The following is a 25,557-nucleotide window of genomic DNA, read 5'->3' as shown; positions in this document are numbered from 1 at the left end:
TTCCATTTTATTGATCTAACAGGATCCGGATCTCTTTTTTCCGGCAATATTTTTCCCAAAGGCCCCGGTCGGTGTAGCGCTCCGACATCTCCTTCAGCAGCGCCAGCCCTTTGCTTTTCTGCTCCCCTGCTTCCCGGTGCCGGCCCATCCCGGAGTAAATCGTCCAGCAGCCCGAATGCATCTTGACCATAAAAAGACCGGTCATCTTTTCCTCGGGTATTGTTAGCAGGCGTTCCAGCATCTTCAGGGATTTTGTGGAGTCGCCCAGGCGGACATATATACCCGCCAATTGCAGAATCATTTCCCCCATTTCCTGGCTTGGAGCCGGCATCTCATCCAGCTGTTTTTCCAGCAAATCCCGGGCCGGGGCATATTTTTTTTCAGCCAGCAAAATAGCCGCCATCGCCATAACCAGATAATAATTTTTCCTTTGCTGGCCGCCTTCATAGTTCACAGCTTCCATTTGGCGGTAATACTCCCCGGCTGCAGGAATATTGCCGGAATTGGCCAGGCAAAGGATCAAGTGAAATCCGCACATAACTTGGGCCACGGCATCGTTCACTTCACAAAATATTCTCAGGCTTTCCTGATACGATCCAGCCGCACCCGCAAAATCCTCCAGTTCCGTCATGACACTCCCGGCGATGTCCTGCCCCAGGGCGATGCTGATGATGTCCTCGGCTTCGGCTCCCAGCTTCTGGCATTGCCTTGATAATTCCAGCGCCTTGTCCAGCTGTCCCCGGCTTAAGTATATTTCCGAGAGATTGCCGCTGGCCATGGCGCTGCCCAGTTTGTATCCGGTCTGCAGGTAAAGGGCTATGGCCCGGTCGTAGGCTTCTATGGCCGGCCGGCTCTTGCGCTGCTGGCCAAAACAGATCCCCAGGTTGTTCCAGGCGGTTCCCTGGCTGTTGATGTCGTTGTATTTTTGGGCGATGCTTATGGCCCCCTGCAGCATCTTTTCGGCCTCTTCATAGCGGTTGGCATAAACCAGGGTCATGCCCTTGTCCAGCCAGATCTCCATCAGCTGCAGTTCGTTCTCGGCGCAGCTTTCGGCCATTTCAAAATCGGCGATAGCCTTTGGATACCGGCTCTGTTCCCGGTAGACCACCGCCCGCCACCCGCAGGCCCGGCGGATGAAGGCCTTGTTCCCGGCTTCTTTTGCCAGGCCCACCAGCCGGTCGGCTTCGGCCTCGGCAGAACTGATGTCGCCCGTATCCAGCAGGTAGCGGAGCCGGGACTCCAACAACTGCAACGTCCGGTCTTCCTGGTTCAAATGGGTTGACCAGGTCTCCAGGAATTCCAGTTCGCCGCGTTCCAGCTTGCGGTCGCCCAACAGGTTGGCGATGGAAAGCCTTTCCATCCGGATGTGCCAGATTGCATTGAGCCAATCACTTTGGCTGGCGTATTTTCCCAGGCTCTTAGACATATCCTAAAGATAGCATAAATTTGATTTAAAAACAAGCAACAAACCCTGTTGATGACCGCCGGGGTTTGCGGCAAAATAATGTCCGTTTTCTGAAACAATTTCGATGATTGTTCCGTATTCCCATATAACCAACCATTTTAGGAGTTTACTTAAATGAACACTACGTTCGGATCAAAGCTGGCTGCGGCCCTTAAGAACATCTTCGGAGTCGCCTTCCGGGGACGCACCTACGCCAACATCCTTTACCTGCTCCTGGCCTTTCCCCTGGGCCTGCTCTATTTCGTCTTTTTGACGGTGGGAATATCGCTGGGGGTGGGGCTTTATGTTTTGATCATCGGCCTGCCCCTGCTGGCCCTGATTCTGCTGGCCTGGCGCCAGTTGGTTAAGCTGGAACGTTTCCAGTCGCACCGCCTGCTGGGAGCCAGGATCGAGCCCGAAGGTATTTTACGCTGGTCTTCCGACCAAAATGCCTGGCGCTGGTTCCGGGCCCGGCTGTCAAGCTCCCTGACCTGGAAGGGCCTGGGCTACCTGTTCCTGAAATTCCCCCTGGGCCTGCTGGCCTTTATTCTGCTGATAGTGCTGGGCGTGCTCAGCCTGGTTTTCATCTCCATTCCCTTCATTTACCAGAATGTGAACGTGGATATCGGCCACGGCCTGGCGCTAAACTTACCACAGGCCTTGATATTCATGGCCCTGGGATTGTTTCTGGGCCTGTTTTCCCTGCATGTCTGGAACGGCCTGGCTTTTGTTTTCAAGTGGCTGTCGGAAAAATTGCTAACGGCCGGCTCTAAACCGGCAATAATGGAATAGTTGTGCTTGACCCAAGCCCAAAGCCCCGATGAGGACCTCATCGGGGCTTTGCCTGTCCTGGTAACTTTTGCTAAAAGTGAACCGTTAGGCCGCAGCCAAACTGCAGGCCCGAAGCCTTCAGGTCTATCTCCTGCTGGGACTCGGGCAGAGAGAAATCCTCAAAACTGTCCTTGGAATACATCCAGTAGACCCTCAGGGCCTCCCGGTCCGGCTTAAGCCAAAGTAAAAAGCCGCCGCCCACCTGAAGGGTCCGGTACACCACCTTATCGTCGATTGTTCTGGTAATGGTGCTGTCTGTGGTAAATGTGCTGTCCACGGTGGGCCGTGATGAATACTCAACTTCATACTCAACGGCGGCCTTGGACGAGAAGCTGATGGCGCCGTACCTGATCTCGCCATAGGGTTCCAACCGGCCCCAGGGTACGGCAATCGTAAGATTTACCAGCGGGGCATGGGTGATAAAATCGATCTCCAGGTTCTCGGTCTGCATCGTGGTCGAAAACCAATCGGATTGAATGTTTTTCTTGACCGCTTCCGGATAGATCCGGAACTGATACATCAGCCCCAAGGTAATGTTGCGGCTTAGGGCAAAGCCCACTCCAGCTCCGCCCCCCAATGCGCTGCCCACAAAATCATTTTCGGTAACAGACATGATCTGTGGAGCAGTGGTATAGGGGTCAAATGCGGCAACATCCTCGGCACTGGAAGCGAGGTTCTTAACAAAATCGAACGAAAAAAAGTTCGCCTTCCAGCGCCGTAGCGGCAGCCTGGCCTCGATCTTTGTCTCCCGGCCGGGAGTGGGTGTTAATTTCGCATTGTAGGTCTTATAACCCCACTTGGTGGCCTTTATCTGGTACAGGGAGTCGGTCAGGTCCTCTATGGTTATGCCCTGCTCGGTGACAATGCCCTGGTATTTCTTGTTTAGATAAAGCTTGGCCCCGGCCGGGTCGGTCTTGATCTTCAGCTTGCCGGCCAGGCTCATCAGCGGCGCGTTTACCGTGTCCACTTTCCCGATGCTCACCAGCCGGCTGGTGGAGAAAAGACTGTAGCCTTCCTTGACCAGCGATATCTGGTGCAGACCCTCGGACAGGGGATACACCAGGTTCGGGGTCCGGCCGGTTTGCTCCTGACCGTCCACCAGGATCTTGGCCCCGTCGGGCTCGGTGGTCACAAACAGCCCGCCCGGTTTGGCGGATAGTCCGGTCCCCGGCTTCCAGGAGGAGAAGATCTCGGCCGCCTCTTTCATGGCGCTCAACAGATCGGCGATCTTTCCGTAGTTGCGGGAGAAGGAAAGGTCTATGCCCCCGGTCTGGATGTCCAGCATCCGCAGTTCTATGGCATAGACGTTGCCCAGTTTGCCGATGGTCCCGCCGATCATCTTCTGGGCGCCCAAAAGCTGGCCGGCTTCCACCAGGCAGGAGGTCTGGTCGCAGGCCCCGGTCATCTGGAAACCCTGTTCCTTTAGTATCTCGTCGCGCTTGGAGCGCTCCACCACCTCAAAGACCCGGTATTCCACCAGGCTGTTCAGCAGTTTGTCGGTCAGCAGGGCCATCTCCTTGGGGGCAAGCCCCGAGGTGGTGTTCAGGTCCATCACCGAGATGGTGGTCTTCTTCCCGGCGGCAAAAGCAGAACCGGACATCAGCAGGCAGAAAAGGATCAGGGATAATGCCTTCTTCATTACAAGCTCCTTTATATGATTAAAGTTCCGCTTCGACCCCGAATTTACCGTTCTCTGCCTTTCCCTCGACCGCCTCGGCCTCCTGCGCGCCAACCGTGCCCAGCACATCCTGCCAGACCAGCTTCAACACCTTCAGATCTTCGGAACTTCCAGATATCTTCAGCGCCTTCAGCGGCGTCTTGACGCTGACCTTGGCCTCGCTCTTGACCTTACGGACGGCGCTTAAGACCTCCATGGCCGCGCCAAAGGGGTCTCCCTCGGCAGAAGGTTTGATATCCTTGAACTCCGTTTCATCCGGCCAGTCAGAGGTATGAATAGACTGCTGCTTCCCGGACTCCGCCGCGAACATCCAGCTCCAAGCCTCTTCGGTGAAATAGGGAATGAACGGGGCGAACAGCCTTAGGATGACATTCAGCGTGAACTTCAAGGTGGCCAGGGCCGAAAGCTTGCCGGCCGAGTCCCCTTCCTGGTAGGCCCGGACCTTGATCAGCTCCAGGTAATTGTCGCACAGCTTCTCCCAGAAGAATCCTTCCGTTTCCTGGAGAGCGTCGGCGTACTCGAAATTCTCAAAGTATCTTCCCGACCTGGTGACCACCTGTTTCAGATGTCCGATGAAACTCAGGTCCAGCGGATCGGTGATGGCCCGGGGCGTGATCTTTGACTGGTCGGCGGTCAGGATGTGCCCGGCCGCGAACTTGACCGCGTTGTAAAGCTTGGTGGTCAGGCGCTTGCCGTTGGCGAAATTGGCCTCGTCGTACATGGTGTCCACCCCCAGCCGGGCCTTGGCGGACCAGTAGCGGAACCCGTCCGAGGAGAACTGCACCAGCAGGTGCTCCGGGGTCACCGCCTGGCCGTGGCTCTTGGACATCTTCTTGCGGTCGGGGTCCATGATCCAGCCGTTGATCAGCGCGTTGTTCCAGGGGATCTGCTTCCCGTGCAGGTAGGCCTTGACGATGGTGTAAAAGGCCCAGGTCCGGATGATCTCCGGACCCTGGGGCCGGATGTCCATGGGAAAGACCTTTTGGTGGCGCCCGGGATCTTTGGCCCAGTGGCTGGCGATCTGCGGGGTCATGGAGCTGGTGGCCCAGGTGTCCAGGACGTCGGGGTCGGCGGTGAAGCCATGGGGCTTGTCCCGCTGGGACGCTTCGTAACCGGGGGCCGGGTGCGACTGGGGATCTATCGGCAGCTGGTCTTCGGACGGCATGATCGGCTTTTGGTATATTGGATTGCCCTCGGCATCCAGCGGATACCATACCGGGATGGGCACGCCAAAGTAGCGCTGGCGGCTGACGCACCAGTCCTGGTTCAGTCCCTTAACCCAGTCCTCGTAACGGGTCCGCATGTGCTGGGGGTGCCATTTGATCTTCCGCCCCTGCTCCAGCAGTTCCTCCTTAAGGTCCATGATTCGGATGAACCACTGCATGGTGGGGATGATCTCCAGCGGCCGCTCGCCCTTCTCGTACATCTTCACCGGATGCTCTATGGGCTTTGGTTCCTCGGTCAAGGGAACCCCCAGCCCCGGAAGGGCCTCTCCATCTTTACTACGTAACATCTCAACTACTTTGGCCTGCGCCTGCTTGGCGGTCTTGCCCTTTATTTCAGAGTAGAACTTGCCGGCGGCGGCCGGATCGGCGCTGTCCCAGCCCGGGGCGCCAAAACTGACGTCCATCATCCGTCCGTCGTGGCCGATCACCTGGCGCAGGGGCAATTGATACTGCTTCCACCACTCCACGTCCATCATGTCGCCGAAGGTGCAGACCATCAGTATGCCGGTGCCCTTTTCCGGGTCGGCCTTCTCGTTGGCGATGATGGGGACCCTGGCCTTAAACAGCGGAGTAACAGCGTTCTTGCCGAAATACGGCTTGTAGCGTTCGTCGTCGGGATGGGCGATCACGGCCACGCAGGCCGGCAGCAGTTCCGGCCTGGTGGTTGCGATGACGAAAGAACCTCCACCCTCGATGCCAAAGCGGATATTATGGAAATGGCCCGGCAACACCTTGTCCTCCACCTCGGCCTGGGAGACCGCGGTCTTGAAGTCCACGTCCCAGAGGTGCGGGGCGAAGCTGGTGTAGGCCCGGCCGTCCTTTAGCAGTTTAAGGAATGACAGCTGCGAGGTCCTGCGGCAGTGGTCGTCAATGGTGGCGTATTCCAGCGACCAGTCTATGGACAGCCCCAGATGCTGCCACAGCGACTTGAAGACCTCCTCGTCCTGCTTGGTGACCTGGTGGCATAGTTCTATGAAATTATCGCGGCTGATCTCCTCCGCCGGTTCCTTCTTATTGTTTTTGGGAACGAAGTCCTTTTGATGGGAAAGATGGGGGTTGCAGCGGACGTGGAACATGTTCTGCACCCGGCGCTCGGTGGGCAGGCCGTTGTCGTCCCAGCCCATGGGGTAGAAGATGTTCAGGCCCTTCATCCGGCGCTGGCGCACTATCACGTCCTGTTGGACGTAGCCGAAGGCCGAGCCCACGTGAAGCGAGCCGGAGACGGTGGGCGGCGGGGTGTCCACCGCAAAGGTCTTGGCCCGCTCGACGGCCGGGTTCCAGTCGTAAATTCCCTGCTTCAGCCAGGTCTCCACCCAGTGTTTTTCCACCAGGGAAAAATCGTATTTTTCGGGGATACTCTTCATGGTGCCTTTTATGTTTATATGAGTAAATTGATTTCTGTTAACCTTTTATTTTACCTGTTAATATTTGTAAAGTCAATAAAAAATGCAGACTGAAACAGCGTTTTAAGCAGCACCAGTTCTCTTGCCTTTTAGCAAGATCCCCGAAAGCTGTTCATTACAGAAACAATGTTAAACGGGCACCCTACCGCCTTGCTAAATTATTGGTTTTATGCTATTCTTTTAGCTATGTTAAAGGCGGGGTTTTATTGGTAAACAAAACAATAAAATATATCTTTTCACAGATACCCACCCCGGTTGTCGCGTTAAAACGATCAGTGAGCATCGCAGTTGATGGCGGAAAAAGCTTGTCTGCTCCTGTTTGAGGGCTTGGCCAAAGCCCGAGTTCAGACAAGCACGCCAGCAACGAGAAGCGCAGCGCCAGGAGAGTTTTCAGCGACGAGCTTTTTTCTTTTTGGTTCTTTTTCTTAGTTGGCGGCACAAAAAAGAAAAAGAACATAATGGTTTATTTTTTCACCCTGGAGAAACTTATGAGAACCGCCTTAATAGGCCTTGATCTCGGCGGCACCAACATCAAAGGTGTGCTGCTGGACGCCAAAACGCTGAAAACCGTCCACCTGCTGCAGGGCCCCACCGCCGCCCGGCGCGGGGCCCGTGCCGTGATCGGCACCATGGCCGGGGCTATCCGTGATCTTTTGGCCTGGGCCGCGGTAAACAAGATGAATGTGCGGTCGATCGGCATCGGTTCGGCCGGCCTGGTGAACCGGGGAACCGTCCGCAACTCCCCCAATCTTCCCGGCTGGCAGAATGCTGTGCCATTGGAGCGCCTGCTGAAAAAAGAACTGCCGGGATTGAAGATCCCCCTGACCATAGACAACGACGCCAACTGCTTTGTGCTGGCCGAGGCTTTTTGCGGAGCGGGAAAGGGATTTCAGAATGTGGTCGGCCTGACCCTGGGCACCGGGGTGGGCGGTGGCCTGGTGCTTGACGGGAAGCTGTACCGCGGTTCCACCGGGGGCGCTGGAGAGCTGGGACACACCAGCATAAAATACGACGGACCCCGCTGTCTCTGCGGAAACAAAGGGTGTCTGGAAGCAATGGTAGGGGCAAACGCCATCATAGCGCGCTATGGCAGTTTTATTTCAAAAACCAACCCTTCGGCCCCGCTCAGGGCAAGAAATCAAAAATCAAAAATAACAGTAGCTGACATTTCAGACCAAGCCAAAAAAGGCGAGTCGGCCGCGATAAGGGCACTGGCCGAGACCGGGACCCTGCTGGGGGTGGGCCTGGCCAACTACACCAACATCTTCAATCCCCAGACCATAGTGATCGGCGGCGGGGTGGCCCAGGCCGGAAACTATATCCTGGATCCGGCCATTAAGGAAATGAAACGACGGGCCATGCCCTTCAATATCCTCGGAATAAAAGTGAAACCGGCCAAACTGGGACCCTGGGCCGGAGCCATCGGCGCAGCCCTGCTGGCGAAGAAAAAATAATACCATAGACAGGATTAACATGATTAACGGGATTTAAATTAAGGTTCTGATAAATAGAATATAGAATGATGAAAAAATAAAATCATGTAAATCCTGTCTGCCCCGGTAAACGTGAAATATCTATATGGAATTTGACAATAGCCGACATAGATACAAAGTGACCAGCCTGTGGCTGGCCAGCCTGGACTCCTCGGCGGCCGGAGGGTACTGGCCTTTCGCCCTTTTGAACAAAAAGGCCGACCTGCTGCAGACACTGGGAGAATGGGAGAACGCCGAGATGGTCTTCCAGAGCAACCTGGCCTGGCTGGAGAACACCAGCCACCTCGGCTATTTGACCGAGACCCAGAACCGCCTGGCCCAGTTATTGACCAACATGGGAAATTATGACGAGGCCTTTGAGCTTTACCGGGAATCGGAGCAGATCCAGACCGGAAACGGCGACACCGAAGGCCTGGGACACACCTACGACGGTATCGCCGAGATCTACCACAACCAAGGCGACTACCCCAAGGCCATGGAATGCCTGGACAAGGCTCTGGAACTGGCCGAGCATAACGGCAACCGGGGCACGGTCTGCCGGGCCACCGGCAACATGGGAATCATATATTACCAGATGGGCGATTACGACAAGGCCATTGAATACTATGAGCGGGCGGCGACCCTGGCCAGGGAGATGGGCGACGCCGAATCGATGGTGGCCTCGGTCGGGAACATCGGACTGATCTATGAGGAACGGGGCGAATTCCAGAAAAGCATGGAGTATGCCCAGAAGTATCTGGTACTGGCCCGCCAGTTGGGAAATCTCCAGATGGAAAGCTACGCCCTGTGCAACATCGGCACCATATACTTTGAGCTGGATGACTACATCAACGCGCTGGACTGCTTTGACAAGTACCATGCCATCTCCCGGCAGATGGCAGATAAGCAGGGACTGATCCTGGCCAGCGACAACCTGGGAACGGTTTACCTTAACCAGGGAAAGTATGAACAAAGCCTGGAATATTTCAACTTTGCCTTGTCACTGGCCAAAGAACTGGGGAACAAGGAGGACCAGGGCCGGGTGCTGGGCCATCTGGGGAATTACTGCAAGCAAAGAGGTGATCATACCAAAGCAATAGATTACTACCAGCAGGCCATCAAGATCACCGAAGAAATAAACAGCAAATATTTTTTATGCTACGCCCTCCACAACCTGGCCGAACTGTATTATGACCGGGAGAGTTTCGAAGAAACGGAAAGATTGAATTCCAAGGCCCTGGAAATTGCCCGGGAGATCCAAAGCAAGGAAATAGTGTTCAAAACCAGTCTCTTGAATATCCTGGCGTCCCACCGCCGGAACCAGGTTGGAAACGCCCCGGATCTTTCGGCGATCGAGGACCTGGCGTTCGGCGACCGGGAGCAGGCAGAGCTTAATTTTCAGAAATTCATTTTTACCGGAAATGCGGAATTCCGGCAAAATGCTTTGGCCTTATATCATAAAATATATGAGAAAACGATGAACCTGTCATATCAACAAAAAATATCGCTGTTGGACAAAAATTCCTAAATCATTATGTAATAATTAGTTAAAAAACGACCCTGAGGGTCGTTTTTTATTATATTAACATTGTTAATTATTATATTAATATTTTTAAGTTGCCTCTTGACATTTTCAATTATTTTTGTTATAATTGGAACAATTGATAATCGTCAACCTTTCATGGAGGAAAAACCAATGAACAGCCCGTTCCAAATAATCGAGTCTGGAAACGGACTCAGCCCCGAAAAGATCAGAGCCCTAAGACTCCTTTTTTGGGAAGAAATGATCTGCCGCTACTTGCATCTGCCCGGCCAGAATTTTGTCCAATAATCAAGGAGGCTGAAAATGAAAAATATCAAAATCATCTTAATATCTTGCATCATGATGATCGGATCCTTGCTTGTTGCTTTTGAAACAAAGCAGGCCCAAATGACCGGTGTAATATTCAATCAGGGAAACAGTGCCATGAACATACCATTTGAACTGTCCAATAATTTGATCTGCCTTCAGGTCCGCGTCAACGGTTCAGAACCAGCCGTTTTCATCTTGGACACCGGGGCCGGCTTCAATGTCATTGACTCCGCCTTCGCCGCAGGCATAGGACTGGACCTCTCGAAACGCCAGGTATCCAAGCGGACCGGAGCCTCCTACAGCCAGCTGTCCGGGCTGACCTTCTCCCTTCCGGGGCTGGAGGCCAGGGGCCAGACGGGCAAGGTTCAGCCGCTGGCCATGCTGTCGCCTTTCGCCGGTGTTCCCATCGCCGGTATCCTGGGCTACGACTTCATCAAACACTTCGTTTTCAAGATAGACTACGCCCGGGCCAGGATTTGTTTCTATGATCCGAAAGAATTCAGATACCAAGGCAAGGGCGAACAGGTGCCGTTCGAGTTGGCGCCGGACCTTAACTGGCCGGTGATCACCGTCCGGATAGACCCGGAGAAGGGCGAACCCCGGGACATCCGGCTGCTGATCGACACCGGAGCGATAGGGCCCCTGCAGATAAACATTCCGGACCTTTGCCGGACCACCATCCCCAACACCGTTACCATGGGCATCACCGGCTCGGGAATGGGCGGCGTGGTGGGCAGAATGAAATCGGTTTCCTTCGGCCGGACCCCTCTCGAATTTCCGTTGGCCGTGATGCCTGAAGCTGCCGCCGGGGAGACCGAAGACCCCATAGCCAAGGCTGTGGGCCAGGTAAGCCAGGGGAACTTCGGAGGTGAGATCATGCGCCGCTTCACTGTAACCTTCGACTACCCCAACAAATTAATGATCCTGGAACCCAACCGGGATTTCAAAAAGACCATGGAACATGACATGTGCGGGACTTTCATCATCGACCAGTACCAGCCGGTCAGGGGGTTCCAGGTGCTGGCGGTCACCCCCGGCTCCCCGGCCGAGAAGGCAGGCATCCAGACCGGCGACCTGATCACCTCGATCAACGGCAAGGAAGCCGGCAAAGTATCCCTAAGCCAGGCCAAGGACCTGTTCCGGCATGACGGAAAGAAGATCACCCTGGCTGTCAGGCGCGGAGAGCAGACGCTGGAGATTAAATTCAAACTGCAAAGAATGATCTAACCATTAAACTTAGGATTACGATTCATGCCCAAACAAACACCAAACACCTGCCCGGCCTGTCAGGGCTCCATGCAGATCTCGGAACTACGGTGCTCCGGCTGCGACACCACCGTCCGGGGCGAGTTCCCCCTGTCCCCTCTGGGCAGCCTGAGCGAAGACCAGCTGGACTTCATCAGAACCTTTGTCCTCTCCCGGGGCAACATCAAGGAAGTGGAAAGCCGGCTGGGCATATCATACCCCACCGTCCGCAACAAGCTGGACGACGCCATCGCCGCCCTGTCCGGGCAGGCGGCCAAAGTGATGAGCCGCTCGGAAGTGCTGGAGGCCTTGGAAGCGGGAAAGATCAGCGCCGCCCAGGCGGTGGAGCTGCTGGACCAAGCCGGAAAGTAAGAGAATAAGTAAGGGCGGGTTGATACCCTGCCCCAACCAATAACCGTAAGGGCGGGTTTAAAACCCGCCCCAACAGGAGGCCCACCATGTCCGAAGAAACCATCAAAATACTGAAGATGCTGGAAGGCGGCAGGATCAGCTCCAAGGAAGCCGACTCCCTGCTCTCGGCCCTGAACAAGGGTAAACCAAACCGGCACCACCACTGGCAGGATGCTTCCGACCTGCACGAGACCCTGGGCCAGATAAACCCCGGAAGGATAGTGGCCGAAGCCATGGCCGGGGTCCGGGAAAGCCTGAAGGACATTCACATAGAAATCGATGATATCCACGGCTCGGAAAAGGCTGAAGAGGAAAAAGAGATCGTAGTGCCTGCTGCCGGCATCACCGCCATATCCATCAACCAGCCCCGCAGCGACTTTGAGATCACCGGCGCCGAGACAGACCAGATCACCATCACGGCCGACATCCAGGTCTGGGCCGAGGACCGGGACGAAGCCAGGGAAAAACTCAAATCCCTGGACATCAGCACCGAAACCGAGAATGGGGTTTTGAAGATCAAAGTGGACGGCCCGCCCTGGACCAAGAAGCGCCGGGCCAAGGTTGATTTCACCATTGTGATGCCGAAAAACATTGCCGCCGAGATATCCTCGGCCAGCGGAGAGATCTCGGTTCAAAACCTGCTCAATGGCTGCCGGCTCAACACCGCCTCGGGAGAGATCGAGATATTTGGATGCCGGGGTGAAAGCAACCTTTCCTCCGCCTCCGGCGACATCGAAGTCAACGGCTGTACTGAAACAGTCCTGAAGATCAACACCGCCAGCGGCGACATCGTGGTCAATGGTTGTTCCGGCAGCCTGTCCTTCCAGACCGTCAGCGGGGACGCCAGCATCTCCCTGTCGGGAAACATTCAGGGGCAGACGGTCAGCGGGGACGTCGACATCAAGGCCGACAGGGCCGGTGAAATGAAGATCCGCAGCACCAGCGGCGATATTCAGTTTCAGGGTCCGGTGGCCGAAGGCAGTTCAGCGGTCATCAACACCGTCTCGGGGGATGTATCGGTCGGGCTGGGCGCTGATTCCTCGGCGGCCATCGAGGCTGCCACCGTCAGCGGAGACATTGACTGCGAGATGGGCCTGAAAGATCTCCGCCAAAGCAACCGCAGTTTATCGGGAAACCTGGGCAGTGGCCGGGGGAGCCTAAACGTCAAAACCGTCAGCGGCGACATAACAATATCATAACAGTAAACATAGAGAGGAAAGAAAATGGAAAAATCAACCAGCAAAGTTCTGCGTAAGATCCTGTGGGCCGGGGTTTTTATCGCCTTGGGCGTCGTCAGCCTGCTGGCAAATCACCAGGTCCTGCCCTTTGCCGTTTCATTGAAGCTGGACTGGCCGGTGATATTCATCGTGATCGGCCTGTCCAAGCTGATCGATTCAATTTAAAACAGTTTCTTTTCTACCACCAAAGTTTACCCTGAGCCGTAGATGCTGGCGTGGTAAATTGTGCCGAATGGGCACCAAGAAACAATATTTACAATTCACGACTTGGCTTAGTGCCTTAGTGTCTTTGTGGCTTAATAGTTACTTAAAACCAAATCATAACAAGGAGGTCAAATGTTCGTTTATTACCAAAACCGTCCCCGCAAGATCCTGTGGGCTTTGTTCTGGATCGCCTTGGGCGCCCTGCTGCTGCTTTCCAATTACGGGCTTTATTCCTTTCATTTCTCCTTTTCCCGTGACTGGCCGATATTGCTTATCGCCTGGGGTGTGATGAAAGTGATAGACTCTTTTGTCTGGCGCAAGTCCAAGAACAACGGTTCGGTACTGGAGAGCGAGGGTGACAAACAATCCCGGGAGCAGATCCTAAAGGCGGTGGAAAGCGGGCAGATGTCGGCCGAAGAGGCCGCCCAGAGGCTGAAGAACCTGTAGTAAATAGTAAGGGTGGGTTTAAAACCCACCCCGACCAACCGTAGAAGTAAAAGGAGAAAGAACATGTCAGAAGACAGACTGCGCATATTGAAAATGGTGGAAGACAAGAAGATAACCGCCGAAGAGGCCGCCAAACTTATGGCCGCCATGGACACCCCCGGCGGGGCCAACGGCAAGGCCCGCTGGTTGAAAGTCCGGGTCTTCGAAAAAGGAGCGGACAAACCGAAGGTCCGGGTCACCGTCCCCCTGACCCTGCTGAAAATAGCCGGCAGCCTGGGCGGCAAATTCTCCATGATGATGCCCGATGAGGCCAAGGCCCAGATGGAATCCAAGGGAATAAAGCTGAACGCCGAAAGCTTTGAGGACATCGAGAAATTGTTCGACCAGTTCGCGGTCAACGGGCAGTACAAGATGGTGGACGTGGAGGATGACGAGTCCGGCCAGAAGGTGGAAGTTTACGTGGAATAGTCCCGGCCGCCTTCGCGTTCTTTGAATCGCGGAAGAACCCCGGGGCCTATTTTAGCCCCGGGGTTTTGTTTGATAACCATTGAAAAACGGCTTGACAGTTGGGTGAAAATAAAATATAATTAGTACTTGTGTTCCAGCGTAGTCCGCCTCTGGCGGATAGAGATCCCGGCTGTTAATCCGCCTTAGGCGGATTGTTGTAGGTAATTCTTTTTAATTCCAGCGTAGCTCAATGGTAGAGCTCCCGGCTGTTAACCGGGTTGTTGTAGGTTCGAGCCCTACCGCTGGAGCCAGAATACTTAGGCCGCATAGTAATTATGCGGCTTTACCATTATGTATTATGTTTATCTGATACGAAGCCGAACCACCGGTAAGACATACACCGGGCAAACTTCGGATATGGAGAAACGCCTGGCTTACCACAACGACCCGGCCAACCGGCTTACCCTTTATACCAAACGCAATCAAGGCCCCTGGCTATTGGTTTATTCGGAACAATACGCCTCCAGACAGGAAGCAGTGAAAAGAGAACGCTTTCTTAAAAGTGGAAAAGGGAGGACTTTTATTAAAAACAAGATTGAATCCGGCTGTTAATCCGCCTTAGGCGGATTGTTGTAGGTTCGAGCCCTACCGCTGGAGCCAGATATTGCAGGGGAGAGCCACTTAGCATAAGTAGCTCTCCCCTTTGTGTTGCGGAAACCCGGTTAAAATAACTCCTGTATTTAAGCACCTGTTAAATACCAAAGCCCACAGGCACTATGTCCTATGGGCTTTTTTTCGAGTGTACATGGTCAATGACCGCTAAGAGTAATATCTACAAGCCATCTATCCCGCTTTGTGCAGTTTGTTCTTTCATGGGGTTTAAATATTTTGGATTGATCTCCTTCAACCATCCGAGTTTTGAGCCATAATTAAACAAATCGGGCATAGGTACATTTCCCTGACCCATCCTGCGTTCGATTGTCCCGCTCAACTGATTATCCGGGGGGGCGGCAAAGGATTTGTATAATTTTCCGGCCACCACCGGACCATGGACAGTTCCGTTTATCTCCACCCTGTACTGGCTGTATATAAAACCTTCTACCGCGGCTTCATCCAATATATGCACGCCACTTAGTGTATCGCTGCTGGAAGAAATAATGCTGCACTTGGCCTTGACATTGTCATACAACCTGATATTTCCCCTAGGCTGGCCGGATGAATATATGACTGAACCAGATTTGACCACTGAGGATCCCCCGGAGTTGATATCGGCTGGCGATAGTATCATTCCCCCAAAAACCGCTTCATCAATTACATCCACTTGTTGATTGGAAAAAAGCACTGAATTGTAAAGCGAGGAATTGTCTAAAAGCGTGATCTTGCCGGCGGCGATCAGGGTAAAACCATCCAGCTTTATCCAGCCCGACACCTGGATGTCCGCCGTGCTGACTATAGTCTTGGGCCCTTTCAGGGTTAAAATGGAATCGCTGTCATCGCCATAGAACAGGACATTGTCGTTGACATATATCACTTCTTTGTCCGGCAGAGGATTTTTACCATTGAAGCTCTGGGGAGAAAAAAGCTCGACCCCGGCCCGGTGGGGGTTGGCCAAAATGTCCTGGCAGTAGGCGATATAATTATCCAGCGGCTTGGCGTTGAGAACCGGGAAATCCACTCCCGTTTTGTAATTTCCCTGCCAGGAACCGCCCCGGTTCTGAGGCGGTTGCTGTGCGGAAATATCTCCTGTCACCTGACAGCCGGAGTTGAGTATCACCCCTCTGGGGTCCGAGGTCATCAAGGCGCAGGGGAAAGCCGAGTCCGGATTCAGCCCGTAAAAAGCTGTGACCTTCTGGCGGGAGCCTTTATATATCCCGGTGCTGGTTATTTTATAGTAACCGGCTTCCTGTCCCAGTTCGATCTCGCAATCACCGCCTTCCAGAAAGACCTGTTCCTTGTGTTTTTCCGGATTGCCGGGTTTAAATGCCCAGGCTCCGCGTGATATATTATACCGTGATTTCACTAACCCTGATAGTGCCGTGTACCTGGCCTGAAAGCGTTTCTGTTCCCTTGTAGCCCCCTTTTCCCGGCTGAGGATGACAGCGCTCCAGGCCAGGACAAGAGAAAGGATGATAAATCCCACTAATATGGCCGAGATCAATGCTATGCCCTTTTGTCCGGCGGCCGGGCCAAGCCTAAAAAAATCCCCGGAATAATTCTTCCGGGTTGAATCATGCATCCTATTTTGGTATTTTGATATCACGGATCATTCCCAGGTCTTAAGCTCGTACCTGGTCCCGTTAGCCCGTCTTAATGTCACCCCGTTCTCCTTTATCGCCAGGATCTTGTCCGTACCCATAGTCTCCCCCTGGCGCAGCATAAAGGTTACCCCGGCTGCGTCCATGATAACCGCCAAAGGCTTGTTTGGCTCCCAGACCACACCCTTAAGCCTAAAGCTTGGCCCGGTGCTTCTGGCCACCATGTCCTCGGTGGCCCCGCTGGGGACAAAGGGATCCCGGTTCTGCGTTTTATATACAAAGCCGGAGTCTCCGGCATATTTGCCGGCTTTGGGTCTTAGTCCGGCGGCGGTAAATTTCATTTTGATGAAATAAGCCCGGGCCTCCACCTCGGCCGAGATCAGCGGAGCCCCGCTTTTTTCACCCTGCATCCTGATGCCGTCGGCCTTGACCAGACAGGTCCCCTGGTCAAGCAGCGAAAGAAATTTTCCGATGGAATGGTAACGGGACCTCAGCTCCAGCTTGAAAGGTAAAAGATAATAATCCCCTTCTTCCCGCAGGGCAAAGGGCCGCAGGGACAGAAATTCTATCTGGCTTTTTTGGGCTGTCTCCAAAAGGGAGGCCAATAATTTTGACTGCATCTGGTTTTGGGGGCCGCCATCGGCCCCGTACCAGCCTAAGTAGGCCAGCTTGGCGTTCTCGGTCTCGATCTCCGGCATTTTGGATATCAGACCCATAGCCTGGGCGTATTGCCTCTGCAGGCCATAGCAGCGCCCAAGGCCCCTGGCGGCTCTGGTGTAAAGCGGTCTGACCGCAAGCAGGCAGAACAGCACCAGGCCCAGTCCAATGATGGCCCAGGTTCTCAGGAACGGCCGGTACCGGGCGTACTTATTTTTTATGAGTTCTAACAATTATTCAGTTCCTTGTTTCTGCTTGATAAACCACTTTCCTGCGAAATACGCTAAATATCCGAAATAATAAATCCTGATTTCGCATCTTTTTGCCGTCTTAAAGGCACCCCGCCACAGGCGGTGGCGTGTTTTTCGCGGACGGCCCTGGTGGTTCTATTTCAAATTGACCGTTATCTCGAACTTGTAATTCCCGGCCGTGCCGGGCAGGCTGCCGGTGGCGTTATCCCCGATCTTTTCCAGGTATTTCAACTCCGGCTTTTCGAAGACCTTTGACTTTTCCAACGACTTGACCAGGGACAGCACCTGTTCCTGCGCTATGGAATATCCGGCCAGCCGGCATTGCACGGTAGTGAAGATATCGGCTTCATCCTCCTGCCCCGGCTGCATCCGCCCCTTGATATCCAGGGCCGTCAGCCACAGGTTTTGGGGCGCGCTTTGGGACAGGTCGGCCAGGGCCGGGGCCAGGCCGGCCCTTTGGGCCGGTATGCCGTTAAGGATCTCACTCCCTCGCAACAGCTCGGCGTTGATGTCCCTCAACTGTTTGGCCTTTTGCCACTCGGTGGAAATCGTTTTGAATTTCAGGTCCGTCCGGCGGCAGACATAGCCCGATCCCAGCCAGGCCAGAAGGAAAGCGGCCGAGATCACAGCCAGAGCCAACCCGGAAGCCTTGGCAAACCTGCCTGTGGCGGCAACGATCATCTTGTCTTCCACCCTTAAACGTTCGGAAGCCGGGATCAGGTCTATCCGGTTGACAAAGGGCCGGATAGCCTTCAGAGCCAGACCTATGGCCAGGCTGAACTCCGGAACTTCCTGGTTCAGCGGCGGACCGATCTCAAGTCCGTTTATGGTGTCCTGCATATCAGCCGGACATAGCAGTTCGCTTTCCAGCGTATCTTTCAATCCGAAACTGCGGCTGGCGCCGCCGGTAAGCAGCATGAACTGCCAGGCTTTGTCAATTAAAAGGAACCTCCGCACCTTCTGCAGTTCGCCGGCCAGCTGTTTCATCACCGGCAGGACCGTCTGATAAATCTCGCTGGCATTTATCCGCTGTCCGCCGATCGTGATCACATCCTCGTCTTCGATCTTGGCCAGGAGCGAGAGTTTTAGTTTGACATCCTCGGCCTGCTGGTGTTCCAGTGAATATTTTTGGGCGATGGCCCGGGTAATGGCATCGCCGCCCAGAGCGACCTCGGTGACGAAGTTCACCATCTGGTCCTTGACCACCATCACCTTGGTCAGGGAATGCCCGATGTCAATTATGGCCAGCGGCTTTCCCGTAAGCATGGCCGGGTGGGCTACGAATGAGTTCAGCAGGCTTAGAGAGCTGGCGTCCAGCGCTGCCGGCAGCAGCCCGGCCTGTTCGATCATCTCCAGCTGGCTTATTACCGCCTTCTTGCGCCCGGCCGCCAGCATCAGCTGGACCGACTCCTGGCCCTCCTTGAACTCCTCCTTAAGCAGATGGAAGTCGAACTCCACTTCGTTGATCTTGACGCTGGCCGGAAAATATTCAGATGCATGGCTGCGGATGTAGGCCAGCAGTTCGTGGTGGGCCATGGCCGGCAGGGTGAACAAGCGCGAGGCCACATAGGCCCCGGAAAGATTGGAATAGACCCCTTTGTCCCGGAGCTGGTGCTTTTGGGCCAGGTCGCATAGAGCCTGGGCCACCGGGACCATGTCACGGTGCTGTTCCGGGTCCTGGGGCGGCAGTTGGGCCTTGATCAGCCGGGTGACGGTGATCCGGCTGCGGGAAACCGCCACCTCGGCGATCTTGACCGCGGAATTGCCGATATCCAGGCCCAGGTATTTTTTGGGGAAAAAGGCGGTGAACATAGCGTAAATATAGCAAATATTGGGGGGTAAGTCAAACTGATTTTAGCCTATTGCAGATATTAGCCAAAGCACTGGGCATTACTACCGATCAATTTTTGGGAATGGATAAATAGAACACACGCCAAAAAACCGTGACAACAGGCTATGGCGCAGGGTGAGCCAATTCGAAAAGCTCCCAGCCAAGGAGCGCAAGCAGATTGTACAGTTTTTGGACACCTTCCTGGAAAGAGAAAAGCTCAAAGTAGGCCAGGTAAAACAGGCCGCCCGCAGTTAAAAAAGAAAACCCGGCTATTAGCCGGGCCTAAAGAGATACCAAATAAAAACCCCGCTGATTACAGCGGGGTTTTGCGTTTCTGAAGTTTAACTCTATGTTTTTATTTCGGACTTGCTGTTGCCACCAAAGGCTCGGCGTTCCTTATGCGCTTTACTGCACCAATTCCACCAGCGATATAATATAAAATAAATATTTTCATAAATATGCCGACAAAAAAGATCTCCTTATTGAGCCATATGACACTAACAATGGTAGATAATATCTCAATAGACCAACATATGGTTGCTATCCAAGCCGCAACATTGCTCTTTTTTTTGTGTATAAATAGTGCCAACAATGCAAACAAAATACTAGAAAATATTACAAATTTTCCTCCTAATGTTATCAATATTTCAGACGTAATAAATATTGATAGCACACCTACCAAACCATTTAATGCTGCAATAAAATACAGGATTTGATAAGAATATTTCCACCGTACAATGTCGCTTGTTTTAGCATAGATATTCATTATTGACCTCCTCCCGTATTATCCTCTTTCTTTTTATTCTCTGTTGTTTGTTCGACAACGGACTGTATAACCTCACCCGTGACATCACCTGCAGCTTTAATGCCTTCATTTAAAACAGAAGTTGTTGGAGTGGAGTTCCAAACACTTTCAAAACCTGCGGTACCACCATTTGGGTTTACTATCGGCTGTTGTGTTATAAAAGTGGGTGGTGACACTTGATTTGCTAAAGCAGATACGCCAGAAGTGACACAATAGCCAGCTGCACTGGTTGCACCAGAAATTGCGGCAGTTTTCGAACTTGGGTTTTCACCTAATGCAGCTTGTTTACTAATGCTTGTAGCCGCACCTACAGAACCAACGAACAAAGCCTTCGCGACTAATGTACCCTGTGCAACACCTGCCAAAGCACCAGCACCAGCGACTACAGAACTCGAACCACCAATTATTGCCGCCCTTTTTGTACTATATTCACCGCTCTTATAATATTCACTAAAAGATTTACCTGATGCACGCCATTGCATCGCATAGTCAATACCTATGCCAACTATTGCTGCACCAAGTACGGGGGCAATCCACTTCCCGTCGGGATCTGTGTACTTGAGCGGGTTGTTATTACAGTACACATACGGGTTCAATAGCTGTGGTGTAGTTAACAACCCTTTTCCTGGCACCCCCTTCAACAATGGCTCAGGCTGGCTCCAGCGGCCCAAACCCGTGGTAAAATACCTGGCCTTGGCATAATACTGCCCCGTGGCATTGTCCTTTATATGCCCCGTAAACTTATGGGTATTGCCGGTGGCGCTTAAGCTGTAATCGGCGCCAAAAGCAAGATAGTCCTGCCGCCACACCACCGCCCCACTTTGGTCTGTCATTGCTCTGGGGCTGTTGAGATAATCCGTATGGTAGTAATACGTGCTCCAGTTGCGGGAGCAGGTATATATCCCGTCAAACCTGATCACCGCCCCGGGGCTGGCGTGCATGTGCACGCCCCTTACCGTGCCGCCGGTGTAGCCCTGAATATTCTTATCCAGGTCTACCCACAGCTCGTTCCACTGGTTAAGCTGAAGGTCTTCATTGGCGGCAAACAGCTTGTCCCCGTTCTTGTCTCCGTTCATGTCACGCCAGCCGGCCTTGGTGCTGTCCCAGCAATGGAAGCTGACCCACGAGCCTTCGGTAAGAGGCTTTACCCAGATGTGAACCCAGCGGTAGTTGCCGGCCGAGAAGTATATTCCCTGGTCCGGGAAGGCAAAGTTGCCGTAGCCCGAAGCGTCCACGTTCACCTGCACCGAGGCCGCGCCCTGTTGTTTGTCGGTAGTTTCTATCGCCAGAGAGATGGGTGAGCTGTCTCCGCCCCGGAAGAAGTTGGCAGTATCGTCGCAGGCGTTGCTGTACGGCCCGTAGCCGGTGTTGTTGATCTGCCCCTCGACAGGCTCTTGCCTCCGGGAGTATACAGATACCGCTTGACCATTTCCTTGTTTTAATGAGAACGCAAAGAGCGATTAGTGAAAGCCCCGCATGGAGCGGGGCAAAGTATTATTTATCGCTTTTCCCAGTAACTTTTTTGGGCCATGCATAAAGAGATATTATTTGCCCAAAAGTATCTGCAATACCAAATTTATCATATGAATACTCAACTATATAACCTTCGTTAAATACACCAATATTTTCAGTACTTATAGGTTCTTTACCTTTTCGTAACATTATTTGGTTAATATTTCCATCTTGGGATATAATATGCAAAGATGTTTCTTCCCATTCCGCACCAGAACCGTGTTGTTGAATAAAATATAATTTATCCCACACTTTTTGCAAATTATATGAATTATCAGCCACCAAAACATTCCATCTCATTATTCTTCCATCATCAAGTGCAAAATAAGGTTCTTCATTAAACCATAAAAATGTTCTAACATTTTTTAAAACTGACGTTGAATCACCATATTTAACAATATAGTCACCATTTTTATATATGGATATATCCCCCTTTAAGCCACGTATATAAATACTGGGCTTATTGCTTTGAGCACATCCTATCAATAAAATGCTCAATAAAATGATAGTAATATATTTTTTCATTATTGATCCTTTCTTTCATCAACTTTTTTCTTATCAACGTTTCTTATGTAATACTTAGGTTGGTTTTTCGAGCGAAACCCTTCAGATACTTTAACTAATTTATTTTTTGCACCCACATTAAAGATTAACGGCACTGATTTCTTAAAAGTTCCACTGTATTGCAATTCTTTGGTTGGTGCCACCACGGCCACATGACCGCGACCTGTTTTCTCTGGCGCAGCTGCAATCACAACTGCACCTTTATTCGCATAATCTGCAGCAGTTGCATCACTGACTTCTGTAGCAAATTTAGGATCTGATAGTTTATTCGCAATAACATTCGCATTGCCCGCGTAGTCTTCAACACCACCAACTTTAGCAATTTGTTGTACAGCTGTATTGCAGTAGGTGTCTCCTGTTTTTTCATTTCTGACAAGTGCAGGGTTATTTACCGCCGCCTCACCTGCTTTTTGTAAGTCTTCAACTTTATCAAATACCTGATTGCCGTCTGGGTCAATATATTTTAAAGGATTGTTAAGACTATAAACATAAGGGTTCAACATCTGTGGATACTCTAAATAGTTTTCATCCGGTACCCCCTGCAACAACGGTTCCGGCTGGCTCCACCGGCCAAGCTGCGTAGTAAAATACCGGGCCTTGGCATAGTACTGCCCGGTGGCACCATCTTGTATGTGCCCGGTAAACTTGTGGCTGTTTCCGGTAGCAGCCGTGCCATAATCGGCGCCAAAAGCCAGATAATCTTGCCTCCAAACGACTGCCCCGCTGGCATCCGTCATCACTCTGGGGCTGTTCAGGTAGTCACAACTATAATAAAACGTCTTCCAATCCCTGGAACAGGTATACACCCCGTCAATTATGAACGAAGCATTGTTGCTGGCATGCATGCTGAACGATCTTACTGTGGTTCCCGTCCATTCCCGGTTATTGTTATCCAGCTTAAGCCACAGTTCGTTCCACTGCCCCACCGCCATATCCTGGTCCGCCTCGTAATACATGTCCCCGTCCTTGTCGCCCTTAAGCGTCTTCCAGTCGCCATATTTTATGTCCCATACGTGGAAGGTCATCCAGGAACCGGCGGTAAGTGGTTTTACCCAGATATGCACATACCCGTAGTTGGCGCTTTCCACCTCTATACCCTGGTTGTAAAGCCCAAAGTTACCGGCATTACAGCCCACTCCGCTGGGGTTGCCCACGTTCACCTGAAGGGCAAATGCCCCCTGTTGCTTGTCCGTGGTAAAGTTAAAGGTCAGGGGCGAGGAGTCGCCTCCTATGCTGATGTTGGCGGTATCATCGCAGGCGTTGCTGTACGGCCCGTAGCCGGTGTTGTTGATCTGCATTGCCAAATGCTTGCCGCCTAAGCCTGCCCTGAGCCCAGTCGAAGGGCCATACACATACCGCTTGGTGATGTTCTTCTCCCCGTCCAGGTCGGCCATCAAATTCCCGTCGTTGTCGTACAAATAGCCCTCGGTGGTGGTGGTGCTCCGCACCGCGCCCGGGGCCAGCGGCATGGTGTACTCGTTATAGGCCGTCAAAAGCTGGCTGTCTATGCTCTTTTTGCCCCCCGGCAGGACGTCGCAGGCCGTGGAGATCTTGTAACTGGCCGCCCCCGGCATGGTGCTTACTATCACGAACCGGACCTTCTCCGGGTTGCCCAAAAGCGCCACCGGCACTTTGATGATGGCTTTGGAGTTCCTTCCGCTGGTGTAGTTCACCTTCATCTTTTTGCCGTCGGCGGTCTCCAGTTTCTCCAATCTGAACCCTTCCGCCGTGCAGATGCCAAAGTTCTGCTCGTCGTAGATGACTATGCACCGTTCCCAGGCGTTGTCGGCGGTGACCCTCACCTTGATGTCATCCGGCAGCCAGGAGGCCCCCGAGCCGAACTTCTGGTCGGTGTCCAGGGCGATGTAGATGTTCTCGTAGTTCTTCTAGAGTGCGCAGTTTTTATTTTTTACAATATCTATATAGTTTATATTTTTCTTTTTTCCATCCACGTAATATATAAATATCCCCTTGTTGTGTTACCCTAAAGGAACGTGCACAAGTAGAATGTCCGACATAATCGTAAGGTATGTTAATCTCATTAAGCACGATACCTTTTGGATTTATTATTACTATTTTATTGTAATCAATACTATCATTACCAATAACTGCATATATATTATTGGCGGAATCAATACCTATAACATCCGTAACTTTACCTATCGATTTAATATTAATTTTATCATCGGTTATTGTTGAATAAACTAAACTGTCAGGTTGGTAAATATTATGTCTTACAGTATACGGCAGATAATAGATCCCCCTTGTCTCAACAAAATAATCTACATTCGTCTTTATTGGTAATATCTTATGATCAACAATACCTACAATTTCACCTCTATTTTCTGGATTTTGTGTAATGATATTACCATTTGCTAATAATTCTAATAATGATATACTGCCTGTTTTTTTAAATTTTATACTATCGAGTAAATCATTTTGATTGTCAAAAACCAAAATGCGATTATCGTATCTTAGGTAATATTTACCATTTCCGACAGCTATATCATTAATTCTCATATAGTCCATCAACTTAAGTGATTTATGAAATACACCATTTGTGTCATATATGTTAATTCGTTCATTTAAATTATCAATAATAAATATTCTATTACCGTTTATATCAAAACTTACAGGTCCTACAGGTTGTCCCATTTCATCATCCGACCATAACAATTGACCATACCCAGAACCATTATCACCAGTAATTACTATACTCTCCTTATAACTTTCTTTTATTGTTGTATTTTTATTACATCCATATGTAATAAGCAACAGTAAAATTATTGGTAATAAATATTTTACCCTATTCATATGCATCTCCTTCTATTTCTCATTTATTCTAACAATTTTAGGTGTACCACCATGTTCTTTCTTCCACCATCCTTTTGGATCCCAGGGGTTAAACGGTTTTCTTTCAACTACCTTCATTGTATTTTTATTCGAACTTGCAGAAATCGATGTAATTTTATTATCTTTAATTCCCGTGATAATTTCAACATGGCCACTCCCTTTTGGTTTATCTTGTACTAATAAATCTCCAGGCTTTGCATCAGAAATATTATTTATAAAAGATAAATTACTTTTACCGCTTTTAGCTTCATCATAAATACCTTTCGCCATGCTTTGATCCCTTGGTGAGTTTCCAATCGTATTCCAATTGTCAATTAACTCAGTAGAAATACCATTATCATCAAGTGTTGTTAATGCCCCAAACACAAGTCCAGTACAATCAACTTTGTCTGGAAATTGCCCATGCCCATAGGGAACATCTAGAAAATTACGTGCTGCTTCAATAAATTGATCAGCATTGGCTGGATCGCTCCATTTTCCATTTCGATCAATATATTTTAAAGGATTATTTTCGCAATAAATATAAGGGTTTAACAACTGAGGTTTATTAAGAAATGCATCGTCCGGTACCCCCTGCAACAGCGGCTCGGGCTGGCTCCATCTTCCCAACCCCGTAGTAAAATACCTGGCCTTGGCATAGTACTGCCCGGTGGCATCGTCCTTTATATGCCCTGTAAACTTATGCGTGTTTCCGGTGGCAGCCGTGCCATAATCGGCGCCAAAGGCCAGGTAATCCTGCCTCCACACCACCGCCCCGCTGGCATCAGTCATCACTCTGGGGCTGTTCAGGTAATCCGTATGGACTATTTGGTAGCAGACCCCGCCTTCAATAAGCAAAACCCCTTGATACACAAGGCGTGGCAAAGATATCTTATCATTATGACTTTCTTCCCAAAACGGGTCATTTTCGTAAAGTCGTAGTGATACTTCG

General features: G+C 51.6%; 23 protein-coding genes and 1 tRNA gene. 11 read left to right on the top strand and 13 right to left on the bottom strand.

The window, feature by feature from the left end; translation table 11 throughout:
• Positions 1-7: 7 nt before the first annotated feature.
• Positions 8-1,426: a tetratricopeptide repeat protein gene (locus tag HZA73_06815; protein ID MBI5805743.1), complete on the bottom strand. Its 1,419-nt coding sequence runs from the start codon at positions 1,424-1,426 to the stop codon at positions 8-10.
• 153 nt (positions 1,427-1,579) lie between these two features.
• Between HZA73_06815 and HZA73_06810 the strand changes: the two genes are divergently transcribed.
• A complete protein-coding gene (locus HZA73_06810) occupies positions 1,580-2,236 on the top strand; it encodes a sensor domain-containing protein (protein MBI5805742.1) in 657 nt (218 codons plus the stop codon).
• A 70-nt stretch (positions 2,237-2,306) separates the two neighbouring features.
• Here HZA73_06810 and HZA73_06805 read toward each other — a convergent pair whose 3' ends face one another.
• The 3 genes from HZA73_06805 to HZA73_06795 form a co-directional block, all read right to left on the bottom strand.
• Complete coding sequence (locus HZA73_06805; protein ID MBI5805741.1) at positions 2,307-3,914, bottom strand: PEGA domain-containing protein; 1,608 nt, start codon at positions 3,912-3,914, stop codon at positions 2,307-2,309.
• 19 nt (positions 3,915-3,933) lie between these two features.
• A complete protein-coding gene (valS, locus tag HZA73_06800; protein ID MBI5805740.1) occupies positions 3,934-6,543 on the bottom strand; it encodes a valine--tRNA ligase in 2,610 nt (869 codons plus the stop codon).
• Positions 6,544-6,766: 223 nt separating this feature from the next.
• Positions 6,767-7,039 (bottom strand): hypothetical protein, encoded by a 273-nt coding sequence (locus HZA73_06795; GenBank protein MBI5805739.1) that lies wholly within the window; start codon positions 7,037-7,039, stop codon positions 6,767-6,769.
• 31 nt (positions 7,040-7,070) lie between these two features.
• On the opposite strand from HZA73_06795, the gene HZA73_06790 reads away from it, so the two are divergent.
• From HZA73_06790 to HZA73_06745, 10 genes are all read left to right on the top strand, one after another.
• Positions 7,071-8,036 carry an ROK family protein gene (locus HZA73_06790; protein ID MBI5805738.1) on the top strand — a complete coding sequence of 322 codons (966 nt, stop codon included), beginning with the start codon at positions 7,071-7,073 and terminating at the stop codon, positions 8,034-8,036.
• A 124-nt stretch (positions 8,037-8,160) separates the two neighbouring features.
• Positions 8,161-9,582, top strand: a complete 1,422-nt coding sequence (locus tag HZA73_06785; GenBank protein MBI5805737.1) for a tetratricopeptide repeat protein — start codon at positions 8,161-8,163, stop codon at positions 9,580-9,582.
• Positions 9,583-9,900: 318 nt separating this feature from the next.
• Complete coding sequence (locus tag HZA73_06780; GenBank protein MBI5805736.1) at positions 9,901-11,133, top strand: aspartyl protease family protein; 1,233 nt, start codon at positions 9,901-9,903, stop codon at positions 11,131-11,133.
• A 24-nt stretch (positions 11,134-11,157) separates the two neighbouring features.
• The gene (locus HZA73_06775; GenBank protein MBI5805735.1) at positions 11,158-11,523 is read left to right on the top strand and encodes a DUF2089 domain-containing protein; all 366 of its coding nucleotides are present in this window, start codon (positions 11,158-11,160) and stop codon (positions 11,521-11,523) included.
• Between the two features lie 86 nt (positions 11,524-11,609).
• Positions 11,610-12,761 carry a DUF4097 family beta strand repeat protein gene (locus HZA73_06770; protein MBI5805734.1) on the top strand — a complete coding sequence of 384 codons (1,152 nt, stop codon included), beginning with the start codon at positions 11,610-11,612 and terminating at the stop codon, positions 12,759-12,761.
• A gap of 24 nt (positions 12,762-12,785) precedes the next feature.
• Positions 12,786-12,965: a hypothetical protein gene (locus tag HZA73_06765; GenBank protein MBI5805733.1), complete on the top strand. Its 180-nt coding sequence runs from the start codon at positions 12,786-12,788 to the stop codon at positions 12,963-12,965.
• A 171-nt stretch (positions 12,966-13,136) separates the two neighbouring features.
• Positions 13,137-13,451, top strand: a complete 315-nt coding sequence (locus HZA73_06760) for a hypothetical protein (GenBank protein MBI5805732.1) — start codon at positions 13,137-13,139, stop codon at positions 13,449-13,451.
• A 63-nt stretch (positions 13,452-13,514) separates the two neighbouring features.
• Positions 13,515-13,919, top strand: a complete 405-nt coding sequence (locus HZA73_06755) for a hypothetical protein (protein MBI5805731.1) — start codon at positions 13,515-13,517, stop codon at positions 13,917-13,919.
• 215 nt (positions 13,920-14,134) lie between these two features.
• Positions 14,135-14,209: transfer RNA gene (locus HZA73_06750), tRNA-Asn, on the top strand.
• A 40-nt stretch (positions 14,210-14,249) separates the two neighbouring features.
• Positions 14,250-14,510 (top strand): GIY-YIG nuclease family protein, encoded by a 261-nt coding sequence (locus HZA73_06745; GenBank protein ID MBI5805730.1) that lies wholly within the window; start codon positions 14,250-14,252, stop codon positions 14,508-14,510.
• A gap of 220 nt (positions 14,511-14,730) precedes the next feature.
• Here the strand turns inward: HZA73_06745 and HZA73_06740 are convergent, their stop codons facing one another.
• The 9 genes from HZA73_06740 to HZA73_06700 all read right to left on the bottom strand — a co-directional run.
• Positions 14,731-16,134 carry a hypothetical protein gene (locus HZA73_06740; protein MBI5805729.1) on the bottom strand — a complete coding sequence of 468 codons (1,404 nt, stop codon included), beginning with the start codon at positions 16,132-16,134 and terminating at the stop codon, positions 14,731-14,733.
• A 27-nt stretch (positions 16,135-16,161) separates the two neighbouring features.
• Positions 16,162-17,043 (bottom strand): type 4a pilus biogenesis protein PilO, encoded by an 882-nt coding sequence (gene pilO / locus HZA73_06735; GenBank protein MBI5805728.1) that lies wholly within the window; start codon positions 17,041-17,043, stop codon positions 16,162-16,164.
• 153 nt (positions 17,044-17,196) lie between these two features.
• The gene (pilM, locus tag HZA73_06730; GenBank protein MBI5805727.1) at positions 17,197-18,873 is read right to left on the bottom strand and encodes a pilus assembly protein PilM; all 1,677 of its coding nucleotides are present in this window, start codon (positions 18,871-18,873) and stop codon (positions 17,197-17,199) included.
• A 374-nt stretch (positions 18,874-19,247) separates the two neighbouring features.
• Positions 19,248-19,658, bottom strand: coding sequence for a hypothetical protein (locus tag HZA73_06725; GenBank protein MBI5805726.1), 411 nt, complete (start codon positions 19,656-19,658; stop codon positions 19,248-19,250).
• Entirely contained in the window at positions 19,658-20,773 is a 1,116-nt protein-coding gene (locus tag HZA73_06720) for an RHS domain-containing protein (GenBank protein MBI5805725.1), read from the bottom strand. Before HZA73_06720 ends, HZA73_06725 begins: the two co-directional genes overlap by 1 nt.
• Before the next feature lie 418 nt (positions 20,774-21,191).
• A complete protein-coding gene (locus HZA73_06715; protein MBI5805724.1) occupies positions 21,192-21,734 on the bottom strand; it encodes a hypothetical protein in 543 nt (180 codons plus the stop codon).
• The gene (locus HZA73_06710; GenBank protein ID MBI5805723.1) at positions 21,734-23,575 is read right to left on the bottom strand and encodes a hypothetical protein; all 1,842 of its coding nucleotides are present in this window, start codon (positions 23,573-23,575) and stop codon (positions 21,734-21,736) included. The genes HZA73_06715 and HZA73_06710 overlap by 1 nt, the downstream gene beginning before the upstream one ends.
• 100 nt (positions 23,576-23,675) lie before the next feature.
• A complete protein-coding gene (locus HZA73_06705) occupies positions 23,676-24,587 on the bottom strand; it encodes a hypothetical protein (protein ID MBI5805722.1) in 912 nt (303 codons plus the stop codon).
• Positions 24,588-24,599: 12 nt separating this feature from the next.
• Positions 24,600-25,557, bottom strand: a 958-nt coding sequence (locus HZA73_06700; protein ID MBI5805721.1) for a hypothetical protein, incomplete at its 5' end; no start/stop codon positions are given.

The sequence above is a fragment of the candidate division TA06 bacterium genome (assembly GCA_016235665.1).
GTDB lineage: Bacteria > Edwardsbacteria > AC1 > AC1 > EtOH8 > UBA5202.
The sequence above is the reverse complement of the archived record's forward strand: the minus strand, read 5'-3'. Positions and strand labels throughout refer to the sequence as shown.

Coding starts and splice junctions, on each gene's coding strand:
- HZA73_06815 (MBI5805743.1), bottom strand. CDS start 1,426: ATGTCTAAGAGCCTGGGAAAATACGCCAGCCAAAGTGATTGGCTCAAT.
- HZA73_06810 (MBI5805742.1), top strand. CDS start 1,580: ATGAACACTACGTTCGGATCAAAGCTGGCTGCGGCCCTTAAGAACATC.
- HZA73_06805 (MBI5805741.1), bottom strand. CDS start 3,914: ATGAAGAAGGCATTATCCCTGATCCTTTTCTGCCTGCTGATGTCCGGT.
- valS (MBI5805740.1), bottom strand. CDS start 6,543: ATGAAGAGTATCCCCGAAAAATACGATTTTTCCCTGGTGGAAAAACAC.
- HZA73_06795 (MBI5805739.1), bottom strand. CDS start 7,039: ATGTTCTTTTTCTTTTTTGTGCCGCCAACTAAGAAAAAGAACCAAAAA.
- HZA73_06790 (MBI5805738.1), top strand. CDS start 7,071: ATGAGAACCGCCTTAATAGGCCTTGATCTCGGCGGCACCAACATCAAA.
- HZA73_06785 (MBI5805737.1), top strand. CDS start 8,161: ATGGAATTTGACAATAGCCGACATAGATACAAAGTGACCAGCCTGTGG.
- HZA73_06780 (MBI5805736.1), top strand. CDS start 9,901: ATGAAAAATATCAAAATCATCTTAATATCTTGCATCATGATGATCGGA.
- HZA73_06775 (MBI5805735.1), top strand. CDS start 11,158: ATGCCCAAACAAACACCAAACACCTGCCCGGCCTGTCAGGGCTCCATG.
- HZA73_06770 (MBI5805734.1), top strand. CDS start 11,610: ATGTCCGAAGAAACCATCAAAATACTGAAGATGCTGGAAGGCGGCAGG.
- HZA73_06765 (MBI5805733.1), top strand. CDS start 12,786: ATGGAAAAATCAACCAGCAAAGTTCTGCGTAAGATCCTGTGGGCCGGG.
- HZA73_06760 (MBI5805732.1), top strand. CDS start 13,137: ATGTTCGTTTATTACCAAAACCGTCCCCGCAAGATCCTGTGGGCTTTG.
- HZA73_06755 (MBI5805731.1), top strand. CDS start 13,515: ATGTCAGAAGACAGACTGCGCATATTGAAAATGGTGGAAGACAAGAAG.
- HZA73_06745 (MBI5805730.1), top strand. CDS start 14,250: ATGTATTATGTTTATCTGATACGAAGCCGAACCACCGGTAAGACATAC.
- HZA73_06740 (MBI5805729.1), bottom strand. CDS start 16,134: ATGCATGATTCAACCCGGAAGAATTATTCCGGGGATTTTTTTAGGCTT.
- pilM (MBI5805727.1), bottom strand. CDS start 18,873: ATGTTCACCGCCTTTTTCCCCAAAAAATACCTGGGCCTGGATATCGGC.
- HZA73_06725 (MBI5805726.1), bottom strand. CDS start 19,658: ATGAATATCTATGCTAAAACAAGCGACATTGTACGGTGGAAATATTCT.
- HZA73_06720 (MBI5805725.1), bottom strand. CDS start 20,773: ATGAACGGAGACAAGAACGGGGACAAGCTGTTTGCCGCCAATGAAGAC.
- HZA73_06715 (MBI5805724.1), bottom strand. CDS start 21,734: ATGAAAAAATATATTACTATCATTTTATTGAGCATTTTATTGATAGGA.
- HZA73_06705 (MBI5805722.1), bottom strand. CDS start 24,587: ATGAATAGGGTAAAATATTTATTACCAATAATTTTACTGTTGCTTATT.